The 18,617-nt window shown below is 58.4% G+C and carries 14 protein-coding genes, 1 tRNA gene and 1 pseudogene; 13 read left to right on the forward strand and 3 right to left on the reverse strand.

Annotated elements, in window-relative coordinates; genetic code table 11:
* The first annotated feature begins 28 nt into the window (after positions 1 to 28).
* The 3 genes from ACOYXH_RS22710 to ACOYXH_RS22720 all read left to right on the forward strand — a co-directional run bounded on the left by ACOYXH_RS22710 (position 29) and on the right by ACOYXH_RS22720 (position 4,146).
* Positions 29 to 1,300 carry a YeaH/YhbH family protein gene (locus ACOYXH_RS22710; protein ID WP_007910114.1) on the forward strand — a complete coding sequence of 424 codons (1,272 nt, stop codon included), beginning with the start codon at positions 29 to 31 and terminating at the stop codon, positions 1,298 to 1,300.
* On the forward strand, positions 1,297 to 2,859 hold the full coding sequence (locus ACOYXH_RS22715) for a SpoVR family protein (protein WP_258708900.1): 1,563 nt from the start codon (positions 1,297 to 1,299) through the stop codon (positions 2,857 to 2,859). Before ACOYXH_RS22710 ends, ACOYXH_RS22715 begins: the two co-directional genes overlap by 4 nt.
* 63 nt (positions 2,860 to 2,922) lie before the next feature.
* Positions 2,923 to 4,146, forward strand: a complete 1,224-nt coding sequence (locus ACOYXH_RS22720) for a multifunctional CCA addition/repair protein (RefSeq protein ID WP_095126220.1) — start codon at positions 2,923 to 2,925, stop codon at positions 4,144 to 4,146.
* Positions 4,147 to 4,237: 91 nt separating this feature from the next.
* On the opposite strand, the gene folK is transcribed toward ACOYXH_RS22720, so the two are convergent.
* On the reverse strand, positions 4,238 to 4,753 hold the full coding sequence (folK, locus tag ACOYXH_RS22725; protein WP_095050309.1) for a 2-amino-4-hydroxy-6-hydroxymethyldihydropteridine diphosphokinase: 516 nt from the start codon (positions 4,751 to 4,753) through the stop codon (positions 4,238 to 4,240).
* The gene (folB, locus tag ACOYXH_RS22730; protein WP_064390789.1) at positions 4,744 to 5,100 is read right to left on the reverse strand and encodes a dihydroneopterin aldolase; all 357 of its coding nucleotides are present in this window, start codon (positions 5,098 to 5,100) and stop codon (positions 4,744 to 4,746) included. The genes folK and folB overlap by 10 nt, the downstream gene beginning before the upstream one ends.
* 74 nt (positions 5,101 to 5,174) lie before the next feature.
* Here folB and plsY point away from each other — a divergent pair, with 74 nt between their 5' ends.
* Positions 5,175 to 5,744, forward strand: a complete 570-nt coding sequence (gene plsY / locus ACOYXH_RS22735) for a glycerol-3-phosphate 1-O-acyltransferase PlsY (RefSeq protein ID WP_095050308.1) — start codon at positions 5,175 to 5,177, stop codon at positions 5,742 to 5,744.
* A gap of 23 nt (positions 5,745 to 5,767) precedes the next feature.
* Here the strand turns inward: plsY and tsaD are convergent, their stop codons facing one another.
* Positions 5,768 to 6,793 (reverse strand): tRNA (adenosine(37)-N6)-threonylcarbamoyltransferase complex transferase subunit TsaD, encoded by a 1,026-nt coding sequence (tsaD, locus tag ACOYXH_RS22740; RefSeq protein ID WP_093441977.1) that lies wholly within the window; start codon positions 6,791 to 6,793, stop codon positions 5,768 to 5,770.
* A 199-nt stretch (positions 6,794 to 6,992) separates the two neighbouring features.
* On the opposite strand from tsaD, the gene rpsU reads away from it, so the two are divergent.
* From rpsU to ACOYXH_RS22785, 9 genes and pseudogenes are all read left to right on the forward strand, one after another.
* Positions 6,993 to 7,208 carry a 30S ribosomal protein S21 gene (gene rpsU, locus ACOYXH_RS22745; RefSeq protein WP_002551877.1) on the forward strand — a complete coding sequence of 72 codons (216 nt, stop codon included), beginning with the start codon at positions 6,993 to 6,995 and terminating at the stop codon, positions 7,206 to 7,208.
* A gap of 486 nt (positions 7,209 to 7,694) precedes the next feature.
* Positions 7,695 to 9,659, forward strand: a complete 1,965-nt coding sequence (dnaG, locus tag ACOYXH_RS22750; protein ID WP_093441982.1) for a DNA primase — start codon at positions 7,695 to 7,697, stop codon at positions 9,657 to 9,659.
* A 67-nt stretch (positions 9,660 to 9,726) separates the two neighbouring features.
* Entirely contained in the window at positions 9,727 to 11,571 is a 1,845-nt protein-coding gene (rpoD, locus tag ACOYXH_RS22755) for an RNA polymerase sigma factor RpoD (protein ID WP_093441990.1), read from the forward strand.
* A gap of 126 nt (positions 11,572 to 11,697) precedes the next feature.
* On the forward strand, positions 11,698 to 15,444 hold the full coding sequence (locus tag ACOYXH_RS22760) for a bifunctional diguanylate cyclase/phosphodiesterase (protein WP_095050307.1): 3,747 nt from the start codon (positions 11,698 to 11,700) through the stop codon (positions 15,442 to 15,444).
* 15 nt (positions 15,445 to 15,459) lie between these two features.
* Positions 15,460 to 15,536 (forward strand) — tRNA-Ile (locus ACOYXH_RS22765).
* 282 nt (positions 15,537 to 15,818) lie between these two features.
* Positions 15,819 to 16,332: pseudogene (locus ACOYXH_RS22770) on the forward strand (PAAR domain-containing protein).
* Positions 16,325 to 16,549: a hypothetical protein gene (locus ACOYXH_RS22775; RefSeq protein ID WP_176471330.1), complete on the forward strand. Its 225-nt coding sequence runs from the start codon at positions 16,325 to 16,327 to the stop codon at positions 16,547 to 16,549. The pseudogene ACOYXH_RS22770 and the gene ACOYXH_RS22775 overlap by 8 nt, the downstream one beginning before the upstream one ends.
* A 188-nt stretch (positions 16,550 to 16,737) precedes the next feature.
* Positions 16,738 to 17,832, forward strand: a complete 1,095-nt coding sequence (ptaA, locus tag ACOYXH_RS22780) for a pyoverdine biosynthesis transaminase PtaA (protein WP_460409955.1) — start codon at positions 16,738 to 16,740, stop codon at positions 17,830 to 17,832.
* 147 nt (positions 17,833 to 17,979) lie between these two features.
* A complete protein-coding gene (locus tag ACOYXH_RS22785; RefSeq protein ID WP_007910086.1) occupies positions 17,980 to 18,441 on the forward strand; it encodes an Lrp/AsnC family transcriptional regulator in 462 nt (153 codons plus the stop codon).
* Positions 18,442 to 18,617: the final 176 nt, after the last annotated feature.

Genomic DNA, 18,617 nt, shown 5'->3' on the forward strand with positions numbered 1-18,617 from the left:
CAACTTGAAGCTGCCCGGAGGGCTTCCTATGAGTTATGTGATCGACCGACGTCTCAATGGCAAGAACAAGAGCACGGTAAACCGTCAGCGCTTCCTGCGGCGTTACCGTGACCACATTAAGAAGGCTGTCGAAGAGGCGGTCAGCCGGCGCTCCATTACCGATATGGAGCACGGCGAACAGATCAGTATTCCCGGTCGCGACATCGACGAACCGGTGCTTCACCACGGCCGTGGCGGCAAGCAGACCGTGGTGCATCCTGGCAACAAGGAGTTCACCGCCGGCGAACACATCGCCCGCCCGCCGGGAGGCGGTGGCGGACGCGGCCCGGGCAAGGCCGGCAACTCCGGCGAGGGCATGGACGAATTCGTCTTCCAGATCACTCAGGAAGAATTCCTCGAATTCATGTTCGAAGACCTCGAACTGCCAAACCTGGTCAAACGCAACCTGAGCGGTACCGACACCTTCAAAACCGTGCGGGCCGGGATCAGCAACGAAGGCAACCCGTCGCGGATAAATATCATCCGCACGCTGCGTTCGGCTCATGCTCGGCGCATTGCCTTGTCCGGCAGCAGCAGGGCAAAACTGCGTGAAGTGAAAGAAGAACTTGAACGTCTAAGACGCGAAGAGCCAGATAACTTCGGCGATATTCAGGAGCTCGAGGCAGAAATCGAGAAACTCAGCGCGCGCATCCATCGTGTGCCGTTCCTCGACACCTTCGACTTGAAATACAACTTGCTGATCAAACAGCCCAACCCCAGCTCGAAAGCCGTGATGTTCTGCCTGATGGACGTCTCCGGCTCCATGACCCAGGCGACCAAGGACATCGCCAAACGCTTTTTCATCCTGTTGTACCTGTTCCTGAAACGGAACTACGACAAGATCGACGTCGTGTTCATCCGCCACCACACCAGTGCCCGGGAAGTCGACGAAGAAGAGTTTTTCTATTCACGGGAAACCGGCGGCACCATCGTTTCCAGCGCCCTGAAACTGATGCAGGAGATCATGGCCGAGCGTTACCCGAGCAACGAGTGGAATATCTACGCGGCGCAGGCTTCCGATGGTGATAACTGGAACGACGACTCGCCAATCTGCCGCGACATCCTGATCAACCAGATCATGCCGTTTGTGCAGTACTACACTTATGTGGAGATTACCCCGCGCGAACATCAGGCCTTGTGGTACGAGTACGAACGCATCGCCGAAGCCTTTTCTGACACTTTTGCCCAGCAGCAACTGGTCTCGGCCGGGGATATCTATCCGGTCTTCCGTGAACTCTTCCAGCGCAGGTTAGTGACATGACCGCCAAAGAGCAGAAGCGCCAACCCATTTCCACCGGCTCCGAATGGACGTTCGAGCTGATTCAGACCTATGACCGCGAAATCGCCCGGATCGCGGCCCGCTATGCGCTGGATACCTACCCCAACCAGATTGAAGTGATCACCGCCGAGCAGATGATGGATGCGTATGCCTCGGTGGGCATGCCACTGGGCTACCACCACTGGTCCTACGGCAAACACTTCCTCAGCACGGAAAAGTCGTACAGCCGTGGGCAGATGGGCCTCGCCTACGAAATCGTGATCAACTCTGACCCGTGCATCGCCTATCTGATGGAGGAAAACACCATCTGCATGCAGGCGCTGGTAGTGGCCCATGCCTGTTACGGGCATAACAGTTTCTTCAAGGGCAATTACCTGTTCCGCACCTGGACCGACGCCAGCTCGATCATCGATTACCTGGTGTTTGCCAAGCAGTACATCATGCAGTGCGAGGAGCGTCACGGCATCGATGCAGTAGAAGACTTGCTCGACTCCTGCCATGCGTTGATGAACTACGGCGTCGACCGCTACAAACGTCCTTATCCGATTTCCGCCGAAGAAGAACGGCGTCGGCAGAAGGATCGTGAAGAGCACCTGCAGAAGCAGATCAACGATCTGTGGCGCACCATTCCCAAAGGCGCGGATAAATACAGCGACAAGGATAACGCCCGCTTCCCCGCCGAGCCGCAGGAAAACATCCTGTACTTCATCGAAAAACACGCGCCGTTACTGGAACCGTGGCAGCGCGAGATCGTGCGGATCGTGCGCAAGATCGCCCAGTACTTCTACCCGCAACGCCAGACCCAAGTGATGAACGAAGGCTGGGCAACGTTCTGGCACTACACGCTGATGAACGACTTGTACGACGAAGGGCTGGTCACCGACGGCTTCATGATGGAGTTCCTCACCTCGCACACTAGTGTGGTGTTCCAGCCAGGTTTCGATAGCCCTTACTACAACGGCATCAACCCCTACGCGCTGGGTTTCGCCATGTATCGCGACATCCGGCGCATGTGTGAAGAACCTACCGAAGAGGATCGTCACTGGTTCCCGGAAATTGCCGGGAGCGACTGGCTGTCGACCATCAAATTCGCCATGAGTAGCTTCAAGGATGAAAGTTTCATCCTGCAGTATCTGTCGCCAAAGGTGATCCGTGACCTGAAACTGTTCAGCATCATGGATGACGATCAGAAGGACGACTTGTTGGTGCCTGCGATTCATGACGAACCCGGCTACCGGATCATCCGCGAAACCCTGGCCGCGCAATACAACCTCGGCAATCGTGAACCGAACGTGCAGATCTACAGCATCGATCGGCGTGGCGACCGCTCACTGACCTTGCGTCACCAACAGCACGATCGCAAACCGCTGGGAGACTCCACTGACGAAGTGCTTAAACATCTGCATCGCCTGTGGGGCTTCGATATCCATCTGGAAACCCTGCAAGGCGACCAGATCATGAAAACCCACCACGTTCCCCCCCGCAGTGAACACAGCGAAGGGGATTACGGTCGACTTGACCTTGCCGTCATTCATCTTTGATCCGGTTCCGGCCTCCGAAAGTCTGACGCAAGGGTTATTCTGTCGGGCTAACGGAGGTTTTTTATGCAGATTTTCAAGGTTGGCGGTGCCGTACGTGATCGCTTGCTGGGCAAACCAGTCACTGACATCGATTGGGTCGTAGTCGGTGCCACCACGGAAGAAATGCTCGCCCAGGGTTATCGCCCGGTCGGCGCGGATTTCCCGGTGTTTCTTCATCCCAAAAGCGGCGAGGAGTACGCCCTCGCTCGCACCGAACGCAAGAGCGGGCGCGGTTATGGCGGTTTCACTTTTCACGCCAGCCCCGAAGTGACGCTTGAAGAAGACCTGATTCGTCGCGACCTGACCATCAACGCCATGGCCGAGGACAATGAGCACAATCTGACCGATCCCTACCATGGCCAGCGCGATCTGGAAGCCCGGATTCTGCGCCACGTTTCTCCGGCGTTCGCCGAAGATCCCCTCCGTGTATTGCGGGTTGCCCGTTTCGCAGCGCGCTATGCCGGGCTGGGTTTTACCGTCGCACCGGAGACGCTGGAATTGATGCATGAGCTCAGCGAGTCCGGTGAGCTGGAGGCGTTGACCGCCGAACGTAGCTGGAAAGAAATCTCCCGGGCACTGATGGAAGATCAGCCGCAAGTGTTCATTCAGGTGCTTCGCGACTGCGGCGCGCTGAAAGTACTGATGCCGGAAGTCGACGCGCTTTTCGGTGTGCCACAACCTGAAGCGCATCACCCGGAAATCGATACCGGCCTGCACACCCTTAGCGTCCTGGAGCAATCGGCGCGGCACAAACAACCGCTGACGGTTCGCTGGGCTTGCCTGCTGCACGATCTCGGCAAAGGTCTGACCCCGGAAGAAGAGTGGCCGCGACACATCGCCCATGAGCACACGGGGTTGAAGCTGATCAAAGCGGTCAACGAACGCTTTAAGGCACCAAAGGATTGTCAGGAGTTGGCCTTGTTGGTCGGCAAGTACCACACCCACAGCCACCGGGCGCTGGAGTTGAAGGCCTCGACGCTGCTTGACCTGCTGCAGAGTTTTGACGTGTATCGCCGACCGCAGCGGTTTGAAGAGTTTATCGCCGCATGCGAAATGGACGCCCGAGGCCGTAAAGGGCTGGAGCAGAGAAGTTATCCACAGGCGGATTATTTGCGCGGTGCGGCGAAGGCTGCGCGAGAGGTTGCGGTGCAGCCGTTGCTGGAGAAGGGATTCAAAGGGCCGGAGCTTGGCGAAGCGCTAAAGCGTGAACGGCTCAAGGCGTTGAAGGCTTACAAAGAGAACGCCTGAAGCAAGATCAGAAGATCGCAGCCTGCGGCAGCTCCCACACGGGAATATGCGTTTCTCTGCAGGACCTGCCGCAGGCTGCGATCTTTTGCTTTTAAAGATTCGGCGGGGTTAACTGCTCACCCCGCCATTCGAACGGCACTGGCGCCAGCACCTGATCAATCTGCGCTTCAGCCCACAAAGTCGCGAAGCTCTTTCCCACCCCCGGATGCACGCGATCCGGCGCAATCAGCGACAGCGGCCACAGCACAAAAGCATTTTTCAGAATCTCCGCGCGCGGCAGAACCAGTCCGTCGAAATTCCCCGCCAGATCACCATACAACAGCACGTCGATATCCAGCGGCAAGCCCTTGCGATCCGGCGCGTAACGTCCGTTATCCGCCTCAATGAATTTCAAGCGTCGGTCCAGCTCCATCAACGGCAGATCGGTATACGCCGACACCACGAAGTTGAAGAACGGCCCGCTTTTGATCCCCACCGGTTGGCTCTCGAACACCGCCGAACAGCGGATATCCACCAGAAACGTCGCCAACGCTTCAAGCCCTGCGCGCAAATGGGTTTCGCGCTCGATATTGCTACCGAGCCCGAGGTAGACCTGAGTCAGCGACATCCGCGCTCGATCTCCACACCCACGCCGCCCTTGGCAGCCGGAACGGCGCCGGGCTTGGTCAGCTTCAGGCGTACCCAAGTGATCTTGAATTCGCTCATCAGCACTTCAACCAGACGTTCGGCAAAGGTCTCGACCAGTTGAAACTGCGCTTGCTCGGCAAACGCCTGAATTCGCGTGGACACGCTGGCGTAGTCGAGCGCCAGGGTCAGGTCATCACCGGCCGCGGCCGGGCGATTATCCCAGGCGAAGCTCAGATCAAGCCGCAGGCACTGGCGGATGCCGCGCTCCCAGTCGTAGGCACCAATCACGGTGTCGACTTCCAGGCCTTCGATAAACACTCTGTCCAAGCACTTCTCTCCGCTGCACGACAAGGGCGCAATGCGCCGTTAGAATCAGGGCGTCCTCGCCCGGAATAGTTAGCATGTTTTGGTTACTGGCGACTCTCGCCTACCTGCTCGGCTCGCTGTCCTTCGCCATTTTGCTCAGCCGCCTGACCGGAAACCCGGATCCGCGAATGAGTGGCTCGGGTAATGCCGGTGCCACCAACATGCTGCGCCTGGCCGGTCGCAAACTGGCGATCCTGACCTTGCTGGGTGATCTGTGCAAAGGCCTGGTGCCGGTGCTGATCGCTTCGACTGCCGGCCTTTCGCTGCAGGATCAGGCGTGGATCGGCGTGTGCGCCGTGATCGGTCACCTGTTCCCGCTGTATTTCCGCTTCCGTGGTGGCAAAGGTGTTGCCACCGCCGCCGGCATGCTGCTGGGCCTGTATCCGCCCGCCGCGCTGCTGGCCATCTGCGCCTGGCTGCTGACGTTCTACCTGACCCGCACCAGCTCGCTGGCGGCCCTTATCGCTACGCCCCTGACCTTGCCTTTGCTGGCCTGGCAGGAACCGGAAGCGCTGCTGCCGATGAGCGCGCTGACACTGCTGATCGTCTGGCGCCACCGCGGCAATCTACGCGACCTGTTTGCCGGGCGCGAACGGCATTTTTAAATACCGGCCATGAGCGCCACTCATCACAACGCCGACAATTGCTCCATCGGCCAGCGCGCCTGCACGCTGATTGCCAGACTTTCCTGCTGACCGGCCTGCAAACGCTGGCAACCGGCAAACGCGATCATCGCGCCATTGTCGGTACAGAACTCCGGGCGCGCATAAAACACATCGCCCTTCATGTCGCCGAGCATCTTTTCCAGCGAAACACGTAACGCCTTATTGGCGCTGACGCCGCCCGCAATCACCAGACGCTTCATACCGGCCTGCTTCAGGGCACGCTTGCACTTGATGGTCAAAGTCTCCACCACGGCCTGCTGGAACGCCAGCGCGATGTCGCAACGGGCTTGCTCGCTGTCGTCCCCGGCGTTGACGCACTGCTGCCAGGCGTTGAGCGCAGAGGTTTTCAGACCACTGAAGCTGAATTGCAGACCCGGGCGATCACACATCGGACGCGGGAAGGTAAAACGTCCTGCGACGCCCTTCTCGGCCAGTTTGGCGATTTCCGGCCCCCCCGGATAATTGAGACCCATCATCTTCGCGGTTTTGTCGAATGCCTCACCGGCGGCATCATCCAGCGTCTCGCCGAGCAGACTGTATTGGCCGATGCCATCGACCTGAACCAGTTGCGTATGACCGCCGGAGACCAACAAAGCGACGAACGGGAATTCGGGCGGTTTCGGCTCCAGCATCGGCGCCAGCAAGTGGCCTTCCATGTGGTGCACGCCGAGCGCAGGAATGCCCCAGGCAAACGCCAGCGCCTGAGCGCAGGAAGCGCCGACCAGCAACGCGCCAACCAGGCCAGGACCCGCGGTGTAGGCGATCGCGTCGATCTCGGTCGGCACGCAGTCGGCTTCTGCCAACACCTGACGAATCAAGGGCAGCATGCGCTTGACGTGGTCACGCGAGGCCAGCTCCGGTACCACACCGCCATAAGCGCGGTGCAGGTCGATCTGGCTGAACAGTGCGTCGGCCAGCAGGCCGCGTTCGCTGTCATATAATGCGACACCGGTTTCGTCGCAGGAGGTTTCTAATCCCAGTACTAGCATGGGTTTGCGCCTTGTTTAGGCTGAATTCGAAGGCGCGCATAATAGTCGCCGCGTGATGCCCCGACCAGCGGTTTTCGATCAGAGGCTTTGCATTCCGAGCGATGAGGGGTTAACATCCGCAACCCTTAAAAACCGACGTCTTCAAGTGCTCTTTTGCCGCGAGGATGTTGACCCCGGTAATGAATGAAGGTAGCTCTGGATGCCAGCCGTCAAAGTTAAAGAGAACGAACCCTTCGACGTAGCTCTGCGTCGTTTCAAGCGCTCCTGCGAAAAAGCCGGTGTACTGGCTGAAGTTCGTAGCCGCGAATTTTACGAGAAGCCAACTTCTGAGCGTAAGCGCAAAGCAGCAGCCGCTGTTAAGCGTCACGCCAAGAAAGTTCAGCGCGAACAGCGCCGCGCCGTTCGTCTGTACTAATACACAGACGTTCGTTGCAAGCTTCTTTGCCTAAGCCCGGCTCTCAGCCGGGCTAATGGCATTTGCGTAAAACGCTTGATGCTTCAACGTCGAAGCCGCACACGCGACCAAGACGAATCTGCTTCACACGTCAGACCTGGCTCTTTTGCCAGCGGTGCACGTCTTTTCTGACGAGCCTTTCAAGGCTACTGACGAGCACACCCACTGATTCCTCTTACGACGATCAGCCCAAGGCACCTGCATGCGTGCCCGCTTTATTGAGCTATCCGAGGCCCCTAACCGGCCGTCAGCGGATTCAGCGCAACACTTTCAAATAGTCGAAGGCTGATGAGTACTAACGTCAGTGGATTTTCGGCAGATACACTTCCCGACAGCGATTACGCAGACGACACCGGTCGAGCCGCATATTTTGCGCGCTTCAAACAATGACCCGCGTTCGGCAGCCTTTCGCATCGGACTTATTACAGCGCAGACGACGAGTACGCCATGGCCGGGCTGATTCCCCAGAGCTTCATTGACGACCTGCTGAACCGCACCGACATCGTCGACGTGGTCAGTTCGCGCGTGCAATTGAAGAAGGCCGGCAAGAACTACACCGCCTGTTGCCCGTTTCACAAAGAGAAAACCCCGTCTTTCAGCGTCAGCCCCGACAAGCAGTTCTATTACTGTTTCGGCTGCGGCGCCGGCGGCAATGCCCTCGGCTTTCTCATGGATCACGACAACCTGGATTTCCCCCAGGCTGTCGAAGATCTGGCCAAAGCCGCCGGTATGGAAATCCCCCGCGAAGAAAGCGGCCGCGAGCGCAAGCCACGGCAGCCGACCGATTCGCCGCTGTATCCGCTGCTCACCGCCGCCGCCGACTTTTACCGGCAGGCGCTCAAGAGCCATCCAGCACGCAAAGCTGCGGTGGATTACCTAAAAGGACGCGGCCTGACTGGCGAGATCGCCCGGGATTTCGGCCTCGGTTTCGCGCCGCCGGGCTGGGACAATCTGTTCAAGCACTTGAGCAGCGATACATTGCAGCAGAAGGCCATGATCGACGCTGGCCTGCTGATCGAGAACGCCGAAACCGGCAAACGCTATGACCGCTTCCGCGATCGCGTAATGTTCCCGATTCGCGACACCCGCGGGCGGATCATCGCTTTCGGTGGCCGCGTACTCGGCGACGACAAGCCGAAATACCTGAACTCACCGGAAACCCCGGTATTCCATAAAGGCCAGGAACTCTACGGCCTCTATGAAGCACGCAAGAACAACCGCAACCTCGACGAAATCATCGTCGTCGAAGGCTACATGGACGTCATCGCCCTCGCACAGCAGGGGCTGAAGAATGCCGTCGCGACGCTGGGCACCGCGACCAGCGAAGAACATTTGAAGCGCCTGTTCCGCGTCGTACCGAACGTGTTGTTCTGTTTCGACGGTGACCAGGCCGGCCGTAACGCCGCCTGGCGCGCGCTCGAAGCTACGCTTTCAAGCCTGCAAGACGGCCGCCGGGCGCGCTTTTTGTTTCTGCCCGAAGGCGAAGACCCGGATACCTTGGTGCGCGCCGAAGGCACTGACGCCTTCAAGGCCCGGATCAATCAGCATGCTCAGCCACTGGCGGATTATTTCTTCCAGCAATTGACCGAAGAAGCCGATCCGCGCTCGCTCGAAGGCAAGGCCCACATGGCCACCCTCGCCGCACCACTGATCGACAAAGTGCCGGGCGCCAACCTGCGTATTCTGATGCGTCAGCGCCTGACCGAAATCACCGGCCTGAGCAGCGAAACCGTCAGTCAGCTGGCACAAAGCGCACCGCAGGAAGCGCCTCCTGCCTACGATCCGGGCATCGATTACGACGCAATGCCTGACTACAGCGACTACCATCAGCCGCAGGCACAGGACATGTATGTGCCGCAGCAGGAGTGGACGCCCAAGAAGCCCGGTGCTGGTGGCAAGAAGTGGGACAAAAAGCCCTGGGACAAGAACGGCAAACGTGGCGGTGATCGCGATCAGCAGCGCCCGCGCACACCGATTGGCGTCGAGTCGCCAACCCTGACCGCCCTGCGCACACTGCTTCATCACCCGCAATTGGCCAAGCGCGTCGAAGATGCCGGGCACATTGCGGACGAGAATCAGACCAACGCCCAGTTACTTGTGGCCCTGCTCGAAGCTGTACAGAAGAATCCCAAGCTAAACTCATTTCAGTTGATCGCGCGATGGCACGGCACTGAACAGGGACGCTTGCTCAAGGCTTTGGCAGAAAAGGAGTGGCTGATTGACGGCGATAACCTTGAACAACAGTTTTTCGACACCATTACTAGCTTGTCAGCCCGCCAACGCGAGCGAAATCTGGAACAGTTGCTCAGGAAAGCGCGTCAAAGCGAACTGAGCGTTGAAGAGAAAAACCAACTGCGCGACCTACTAAGTCGCAATGTTTCCGCATCAAACCCGACCTCAACTGGCGCGTGAGGTCATAGCTCAGGTATAATCCTCGGCTTGTTTTTTGCCCGCCAAGACCTTCAGTGGATAGGGTGTTATGTCCGGAAAAGCGCAACAGCAGTCTCGTATTATTGAGTTGATCAAACTGGGTCGTGAGCAGAAGTATCTGACTTACGCCGAGGTCAACGACCACCTGCCCGAGGATATTTCAGATCCTGAGCAGGTGGAAGACATCATCCGCATGATTAACGACATGGGGATCCCCGTACACGAGAGTGCTCCGGATGCGGACGCCCTTATGTTGGCCGACGCCGATACCGACGAGGCCGCTGCGGAAGAAGCAGCCGCCGCGTTGGCAGCGGTGGAGACCGATATCGGTCGCACCACTGACCCTGTGCGCATGTATATGCGTGAAATGGGTACGGTCGAGCTTCTGACTCGTGAAGGCGAAATCGAAATCGCCAAGCGTATCGAAGAGGGCATCCGTGAAGTGATGAGCGCAATCGCGCACTTCCCTGGCACGGTTGACCACATTCTCTCCGAGTACACCCGCGTCACCACCGAAGGTGGTCGCCTGTCCGACGTTCTGAGCGGTTATATCGACCCGGACGACGGCATTGCGCCGCCTGCCGAAGTGCCGCCGCCTGTCGAAGCTAAAGTGGCGAAAGCCGACGACGACACCGACGACGATGAAGCCGAATCTTCCGATGACGAAGAAGAAGCCGAAAGCGGTCCGGATCCGGTCATCGCTGCCCAGCGTTTCGGCGCCGTGGCTGACCAGATGGAAATCACCCGCAAGGCCCTGAAAAAGCACGGTCGCAACAACAAGGCAGCGATTGCCGAGTTGCTCGCACTGGCCGAGCTGTTCATGCCGATCAAACTGGTGCCGAAGCAATTCGAAGGCCTGGTCGAGCGTGTCCGCAGTGCCCTGGATCGTCTGCGTCAGCAAGAGCGCGCGATCATGCAACTGTGCGTACGTGATGCACGTATGCCACGCGCCGATTTCCTGCGTCAGTTCCCGAGCAACGAAGTCGACGAAAGCTGGTCCGACGCCCTGGCCAAAGGCAAGAGCAAATACGCCGAAGCCATTGGTCGCGTGCAACCGGACATCATTCGTTGCCAGCAGAAACTGATCGCGCTGGAAACCGAAACCGGTCTGACCATCGCAGAAATCAAGGATATCAACCGTCGCATGTCGATCGGTGAGGCCAAGGCCCGCCGCGCGAAGAAAGAGATGGTTGAAGCCAACCTGCGTCTGGTGATCTCGATCGCCAAGAAGTACACCAACCGTGGCCTGCAATTCCTCGATCTGATCCAGGAAGGCAACATCGGTCTGATGAAAGCGGTAGACAAGTTCGAATACCGTCGTGGTTACAAGTTCTCGACTTATGCCACCTGGTGGATCCGTCAGGCGATCACTCGCTCGATCGCCGACCAGGCCCGCACCATCCGTATTCCGGTGCACATGATCGAGACGATCAACAAGCTCAACCGCATTTCCCGGCAGATGTTGCAGGAAATGGGTCGCGAACCGACCCCGGAAGAGCTGGGCGAACGCATGGAAATGCCTGAGGACAAGATCCGCAAGGTATTGAAGATCGCTAAAGAGCCGATCTCCATGGAAACCCCGATCGGTGATGACGAAGACTCCCATCTGGGTGACTTCATCGAAGACTCGACCATGCAGTCGCCAATCGATGTCGCCACTGTTGAGAGCCTAAAAGAAGCGACTCGCGAAGTGCTGTCCGGCCTCACTGCCCGTGAAGCCAAAGTACTGCGCATGCGTTTCGGTATCGACATGAACACCGACCACACACTCGAAGAAGTGGGCAAACAGTTTGACGTAACGCGTGAGCGGATCCGTCAGATCGAAGCCAAGGCGCTGCGCAAGCTACGCCACCCGACGCGAAGCGAGCATCTGCGCTCCTTCCTCGACGAGTGATACCAGAACCCCCGGCCCAGGCCGGGGGTTTTGTTTATATGGCAGATTAAATCCTTCGCAACGCCCCTCCCCCGCATACCCCGTCTACACTCGAAACAATCATCCCCGAGCCATAACGAGAGCGTTATGCCCAGATTGGCGTCCGTGCTTTTTTTGCTGTCACTGATGATCTGGACCGCAACGGCTGACGCGCTGACTCTGACCGATGAAGAACGTAGCTGGCTGGCGGCTCACCCGGACTTGCGCCTAGGTGTCGATGCGTCGTGGCCGCCCTTTGAGTTTCGCGACGACCAGAGCCGCTATCAGGGCCTGGCTGCCGACTATATCGACGTGATTCGCCAACGCCTGGCAATCAAATTGACGCCCATCGAACCGGTGAGCTGGACGGTGGTGCTCGAACAGGTCAAATCAGGCAAGATCGACCTCCTGCCCGGCATCATGTCCACACCGGAGCGCCAGACTTACCTGTCGTTTACCCGCCCTTATCTCGACTTCCCTATCGTCATCCTCTCGCACATCGGCGGTGCACAACCGCGCAAACTTGACGACCTGTACGGCTTGAAGATCGCCGTGGTGGAAAACTACGCGCCCCACGAACTGCTGCGCACCCACCACCCCGATCTGAATCTGGTGGCCATGCCCAATGTCAGTTCGGCATTACAAGCGTTGGCGACCGACGAAGTGGACGCCGTCGTCGGCGACCTCGCCTCCAGCGTCTGGAGCCTGCGCCAGCTCAAGCTCGACGGTCTGTACGTCAGCGGCGAAACCCCATATCGCTACCAACTGGCAATGGCCGTCCCCCGCGACAACAAGATACTGGTGGGAATTCTCGACAAAGTCCTTGCTGACATGAGCTCTGATGAAATCAGCAGCATTCAGGAGCACTGGGTCGGCAACGTCCTTGATCATCGGACATTCTGGTCGGATCTGCTGATCTACGGTTTACCAGGTCTGTTGCTGTTGGTGACGATTCTCGCCGTGGTGATCCGCATCAACCGCCGCCTGAGTTCGGAAATCGCCCGACGTATCGACCTCGAACAGGAACTGCGCAGCAGCGAATACCACTATCGTGGCCTGGTCGAGAGCCTGTCGGCCATCGCCTGGGAAGCGCGGATGAGCGACTTCACCTACAGCTATGTGTCGCCCCACGCCGAAGACTTGCTTGGCTATCCACAATCGCACTGGCTGATTCCCGGGTTCTGGCACAACATTATTCACCCGGCCGACCTGACCCGTACGCAGAATTACTGCAAAGAAGCGCTTCGCCAGGGTCGCGATCACATCGTCGATTACCGCGTTATCACCGCTGATGGCCGCTGTTTGTGGGTACGCGACATCGTCAGCCTGATCGAACATGGCCACGAGCCGGTGATGCGCGGTTTGATGATCGACATCAGCGAAATCAAGCGCACTGAAGAAGCGCTGCGGCTTTCGGAACAAAAGTTCGCTTCGGTCTTCCAGCAGTGCCCGGACATTCTAGTGATTGCACGGCTGTCCGATGGCTGCCTGCTGGAGGTCAACGAAGCGTTTGAAGAACAAATCGGCTTGAAAGCCGAAGAAGTGCTGGGGCAAACCGCAACTGACCTGAATATCTGGGGGATACCCGGCGTCGGTCCCGGATTGCTGCAGCGCTTGCAGGCGGGCAGCATTCGCAATCTGGAGATGCCGTTTCGCCGCAACAATGGCCAGTTGTTCACTGGCCTGATTTCCGCCGAGCCGTTCGACCTCGATACCACCCCCGCGCTGGTTGTCGTAGTGCGCGACATCACCCAGCTCAAGGAAACCCAACAGCAACTGCAAACCTCCGAAGAGAAGTTCGCCAAAGCCTTCCACGCCTCGCCGGACGGTTTGTTATTGTCACGCCAGAGCGACGGCCTGCTGCTGGAGGTCAACGAAGGATTCAGCCGTATCACCGGTTTCAATAGCGCCATGTCGGTGGATCGCTCGGCACTGGATCTGGGAATCTGGGTCAACCTCAACGAACGCAAACAGATGCTCGATCTGTTGCATCGCGACGGCTTCGTCCGTGACTTCACCTGCCATATCCGCCGCAGTGACGGGCAGATCCGCCTCTGTGAAGTATCCAGCCGTCCGCTGCCGATTGGCGAAGATGACTGCATGCTGACCATCGCCCGCGACATTACCGAGCGGCATCTGATGCAGGAAAAACTGCAGCAGGCCGCCACCGTGTTCGAAAGTACCGCTGAAGGCGTATTGATCACCGACACCCAACAACACATCAGTGCGGTCAATCGCGCTTTCACCGAAATCACCGGCTACAGCGAAAGCGAAGCGCTCGGGCATACCCCGCGTCTGCTCGCATCCGGTCTGCACGACAGCGCATTCTACGCGGCAATGTGGCACCAGTTGACCGACGAAGGTCACTGGCAAGGCGAGATCTCCAACCGACGCAAGAACGGCGAGCTGTACCCCAGCTGGCTGACCATCAGTGCTGTGCGCAATCGCGACAAGTTCATTACCCACTTTGTTGCCGTGTTTGCCGACATCTCCAGCCTCAAACATGCACAAGCCAAACTCGACTATCAGGCGCATCACGACCCGCTTACCGGCCTGCCGAACCGCACGCTGTTCGAAAACCGCTTGCTGATGGCACTGAACAGCCAGCAGGAAAACGGCAGTCAGGGCGCCGTGCTGTTTCTCGATCTCGACCGCTTCAAACACATCAATGACAGCCTCGGCCACCCGGTCGGCGATCTGCTGCTCAAGGGCATCGCCGTGCGCCTGAAGGAGCAATTGCGAGACATCGATACCGTGGCGCGTCTGGGCGGTGACGAATTCATCATTCTGCTACCCGGCCTGCAACAGGCCAGTGATGCCGACAACATCGCCACCAAACTGCTCAACTGCTTTGGTGCGCCGTTCCAGGCTGGCGAACATGAGTTCTTCATCAGCGCCAGCATTGGCACCAGCCTCTACCCACGGGACGGTTGTGACGTCGCCACACTGGTGAAAAACGCCGACGCGGCGATGTACCGCTCCAAGGCCAAGGGCCGCAACCGCGTCGAGAGCTACACCCGCGACCTCACTGCCCAGGCCAGCGAGCGCATCGCGCTGGAGCATGAACTGCGTCGGGCCATTGAACGTGATGAACTGTTCCTCTACTACCAACCGAAAATCAGCCTCGACGATCATCGCCTGGTCGGTGCCGAGGCGCTGATCCGCTGGCGTCACCCGACCTTCGGCGACGTGCCGCCAGAGCACTTCATTCCGCTGGCCGAAGAGAACGGCATGATCCTGCAGATTGGTGACTGGGTGCTCGAGACGGCGTGCCGGCAAATGTTCGAATGGGGGCAGGTCTACGACAGCCTCGGCCCGCTGTCGGTGAACCTCGCCGGTGCGCAACTGCGTCAGCCAAATCTGCTCGGACGCATCGAACAGCTACTCAACGACAACCGCCTGCAGCCGGATTTACTGCAACTGGAAATTACCGAGAATTTCATCATGAGTCAGGCCGAAGAGGCGCTGGCCGTGTTGCACCAGCTCAAACACCTCGGCGTACAACTGGCGATCGACGACTTCGGTACCGGATATTCCTCTCTCAGTTACCTCAAGCGCCTGCCGCTGGATATCCTCAAAATCGACCAGTCGTTTGTCCGCGGACTGCCCGATGACCCCCACGATGCGGCCATCGTCCGGGCGATCATCGCACTGGGCCGGAGCATGCAATTCACGGTTATCGCCGAAGGTGTGGAAACCCAGGCACAACAACAATTTCTCGCCGCCGAAGGCTGTGAACAGATCCAGGGCTACATCGTCAGCCTGCCGTTACCACCAGAAGAGTTCGCCGCGACGTTTCTTCGTGTAACCGTATCGGATTATTCGGATAGCACAGCCGAGAAACCGTCGCTATAATCCGCGACCTACTGAGGGCCTATAGCTCAGTTGGTTAGAGCAGAGGACTCATAATCCTTTGGTCCACGGTTCAAGTCCGTGTGGGCCCACCAAACCTGAAAGCCGCGCAAATGCGCGGCTTTTGCGTATCTGAAGCGAAAAAATGCGGCTCCTCAAAATCGCGGAATAGCTTGTTCCGTCCATAATCTGTCCACTCGTGTGCACTGATGCTGCAACAGACACATCACCTTTCGCACTCCCACCGTCAAGGCCTTTAACCAGCGCGCGGCACCGGCAGTTGCTTCGCGACACTTGGTACTGGCTCACCAGCAGCACCCGGACTTGAGGCCTGCCGAGCGTTGCGCCGCTATCGCCCTTTTGCAAGGATTCGCAAAATGAGTGGTAAACCTGCTGCACGCGTTACAGATCCGACCGCCTGTCCATTGCCCGGACATGCAACCAACCCGATCGTTTCGGGTTCCCCCGATGTAATGTTCGAAGGCCTGCAGGCCGCACGACTGAACGACGCCACCGCTTGCGGAGGCCACATTGCTTCAGGAGTATCCTCCACCGTTTTCATCAACGGCCAACCCGCCGCCATGCTTGGCATGCGTCACCGACCACGGTGCACCGGTCATTCAGGGCGCGAGCACGATCATCATCGGCGACACGCACACTCTCGCGCCCTTCATCCCGATCCCGTCTCTACCCGCGCCATTCTCCGGGCGCTTTCAATTGATCAACCAGGAAACCGGCAAGCCCATGGCTGGCCGCAAGGTCAAGGTCTGCTCCTCCTCCGGCACCAGCTTCTTCGACACCACGGATGCCGAGGGTATGACCCGTTGGGTCAAGGATAAATCGTCGCAAACCCTTCATATCGACCTTGTGCAGGGTGAAAGCAATGACTGAACCGTCCGTATCCCAAGGTGGCATGAAACCAGAGGGTCAGATGAACCCTGTCAGCGTCCTGGAACCCAAACTCGACCCGCAGGACCGGGAAGTACTTTGCTCGGCGATGCGTCACTGCAGCGCTACGCCGAACATCAGCAAGGACGGCAAGAGCCTCAAGTTGCTGCGCGACGAACCGCATCTGGACTCTACAAATTCGCTGGCAGAACGCTTGTAGCGGTCTGCGCGCAGAGAAAAACCGATGCTCGCTGCACATGCTGAACCGCCCGTGATGGGCGGTTTTTTTGCGTGTGCTTTTCTACTCATGAGATCACCCTCCTGTAAATCAACCATTAACCAGTTCGTTACTTCAGTATCCAGGCCCCACAGCCGTGGCGCATCTGATGATCCGAAAAGGGAGTTTTCATGGTTGATGTCACTCGACGCTCATTCGTTGGATTTGCTGCGACGCTGCCGTTACTGGCCCACAACCCCTGGGCACAGGCTCACATTGAAACCGCCTCGACAGCAGCAACTTCCGATGACGTGCTGATCAACTTCAACGAAAGTCCTTGGGGACCCTCAGCGACAGCCCGGCACGCGATGCAGGAAGGTATCGCCCTGTCGGGACGTTATCCCTACAAGATCCAGTACCGACTCAATGCACTGTTTGCCCGCCAGCAAGGCATTCCCGAGGATTTCGTCCAGACGTATTGCGGCTCCAAACAGGCCTTGCAGCATGCCGTGCATGCCTTCACCCAGCAGGGCAGTCTGGTAGTCGCCGCCCCCTCCTACGAAGATCCCGCCCAGGCGGCTCGTGGCAGGAAAGTCACTGTCCACGAGGTTCCCCTGAACGCCGAGCATGCCCACGACCTGCCGCGCATGCTGGTTGCCGACCCTCGGCCCGGTTTGATCTATATCTGCAACCCGAACAATCCGACTGGCACTCTCACGGCTCGCAGCGATATCGAACGTGCCCTGAAGGACAAACCCAAAGGCTCGATTCTGTTGGTCGATGAGGCCTACATTGATTTCTCGCAGGCCACGACGTGCATTCCCCTGGTCAAGGAACACCCCGACCTGCTGGTGCTGCGTACCTTTTCGAAAATTTACGGCATGGCCGGCGCAAGGCTCGGTATCGCGGTGGGCAATCCGGTGTTGCTGGAACAACTGGAGGTGTTCGGCAACTACAACGTCCCAGCCGCATCGTCCCTGCTGGGAGCAATCGCCAGCCTTGAAGACGCGTCGTTGTTGAGCCAAAGGAAACACAACAATACGCGCCTGCGCGAGGAAACCGTCGCGTGGCTGAATACGCGCGGTTTTCGCTGCACGGCGTCCCAAGCCAACTGCTTCATGATAGACGTCAGACGCCCGGCGAGTGACATAGTCAAGGCTTTGGCCGAGCGTCGCGTGCATGTCGGTCGCGTCTGGAAAGAATGGCCGACCTGGGTTCGGGTGAGTGTCGGCACGGACGATGACATGCACCGGTTCCGGGAGGCGTTTGCCGAGGTTATGGCCTAAGCAACACGGGCGTGAAGTAACGGTCAGTTTTCAGCAGTTCAATATCGTCGGCACGCAGATGAAAACCCGATCATCGCCTGCAAGCGTCCGCTCTATTGAGCCTGTAACATGCGCAAGCCACCGATTCGCGCCAATGGAGCCGCCCCCTTGCCAGACATCCGCCCGCCCGTGCTTGATGAAATCGACCGTCAGTTGATCGCCGCCCTGCAGATTAATGCCCGTGAAAGCGTAGCCATGCTCGCGCGGCAATTGGGCATCGCGCGCACCACTGTGACGTCGCGTCTGGCGCGGCTGGAAAAAGCCAAAGTGATCACCGGTTATGGCGTGCGTCTCGGCCAGCGAGTGGTCGATGGCGGGTTGCAGGCGTATGTCGGGATCAAGGTGCAGCCGCGCTCAGGCAAAGAGGTGTTGCGCCGGTTGAGTGCGATGGCGCAGGTGCAGCAGCTGTGTGCCGTGAGTGGCGAGTTTGATTATGTGGCGTGGTTGCGCACCGATTCGCCGGAGCAACTGGATCAGTTGTTGGATCAGATTGGCAGTGTGGACGGGGTGGAGAAGACGACGACGTCGATCATTCTGAGTAGCAAGATTGATCGGGGGCAGCCAGTTTAAGGTTTTGATCGGGCTTCTCGGCTGGATCAGAGGGCCTCTTCGCGAGCAGGCTCGCGTCTACACGCTGGTCGATGTGCAGTCTCTGATCGTCATATTGATATGTTAATTGGCAAAACGACGACATTTTGCGTCTTATTAACGTGTTCTACGCTCCCTAGAATGGCTGGCATCTTTTC

Source organism: Pseudomonas sp. Mb7, assembly GCF_054790525.1.

What these genes read in the sequence shown, in the direction of transcription:
- ACOYXH_RS22710 (WP_007910114.1), top strand. Translation starts at nt 29, where the DNA reads ATGAGTTATGTGATCGACCGACGTCTCAATGGCAAGAACAAGAGCACG.
- ACOYXH_RS22715 (WP_258708900.1), top strand. Translation starts at nt 1,297, where the DNA reads ATGACCGCCAAAGAGCAGAAGCGCCAACCCATTTCCACCGGCTCCGAA.
- ACOYXH_RS22720 (WP_095126220.1), top strand. Translation starts at nt 2,923, where the DNA reads ATGCAGATTTTCAAGGTTGGCGGTGCCGTACGTGATCGCTTGCTGGGC.
- folK (WP_095050309.1), bottom strand. Translation starts at nt 4,753, where the DNA reads ATGTCGCTGACTCAGGTCTACCTCGGGCTCGGTAGCAATATCGAGCGC.
- plsY (WP_095050308.1), top strand. Translation starts at nt 5,175, where the DNA reads ATGTTTTGGTTACTGGCGACTCTCGCCTACCTGCTCGGCTCGCTGTCC.
- tsaD (WP_093441977.1), bottom strand. Translation starts at nt 6,793, where the DNA reads ATGCTAGTACTGGGATTAGAAACCTCCTGCGACGAAACCGGTGTCGCA.
- rpsU (WP_002551877.1), top strand. Translation starts at nt 6,993, where the DNA reads ATGCCAGCCGTCAAAGTTAAAGAGAACGAACCCTTCGACGTAGCTCTG.
- dnaG (WP_093441982.1), top strand. Translation starts at nt 7,695, where the DNA reads ATGGCCGGGCTGATTCCCCAGAGCTTCATTGACGACCTGCTGAACCGC.
- rpoD (WP_093441990.1), top strand. Translation starts at nt 9,727, where the DNA reads ATGTCCGGAAAAGCGCAACAGCAGTCTCGTATTATTGAGTTGATCAAA.
- ACOYXH_RS22760 (WP_095050307.1), top strand. Translation starts at nt 11,698, where the DNA reads ATGCCCAGATTGGCGTCCGTGCTTTTTTTGCTGTCACTGATGATCTGG.
- ACOYXH_RS22775 (WP_176471330.1), top strand. Translation starts at nt 16,325, where the DNA reads ATGACTGAACCGTCCGTATCCCAAGGTGGCATGAAACCAGAGGGTCAG.
- ptaA (WP_460409955.1), top strand. Translation starts at nt 16,738, where the DNA reads ATGGTTGATGTCACTCGACGCTCATTCGTTGGATTTGCTGCGACGCTG.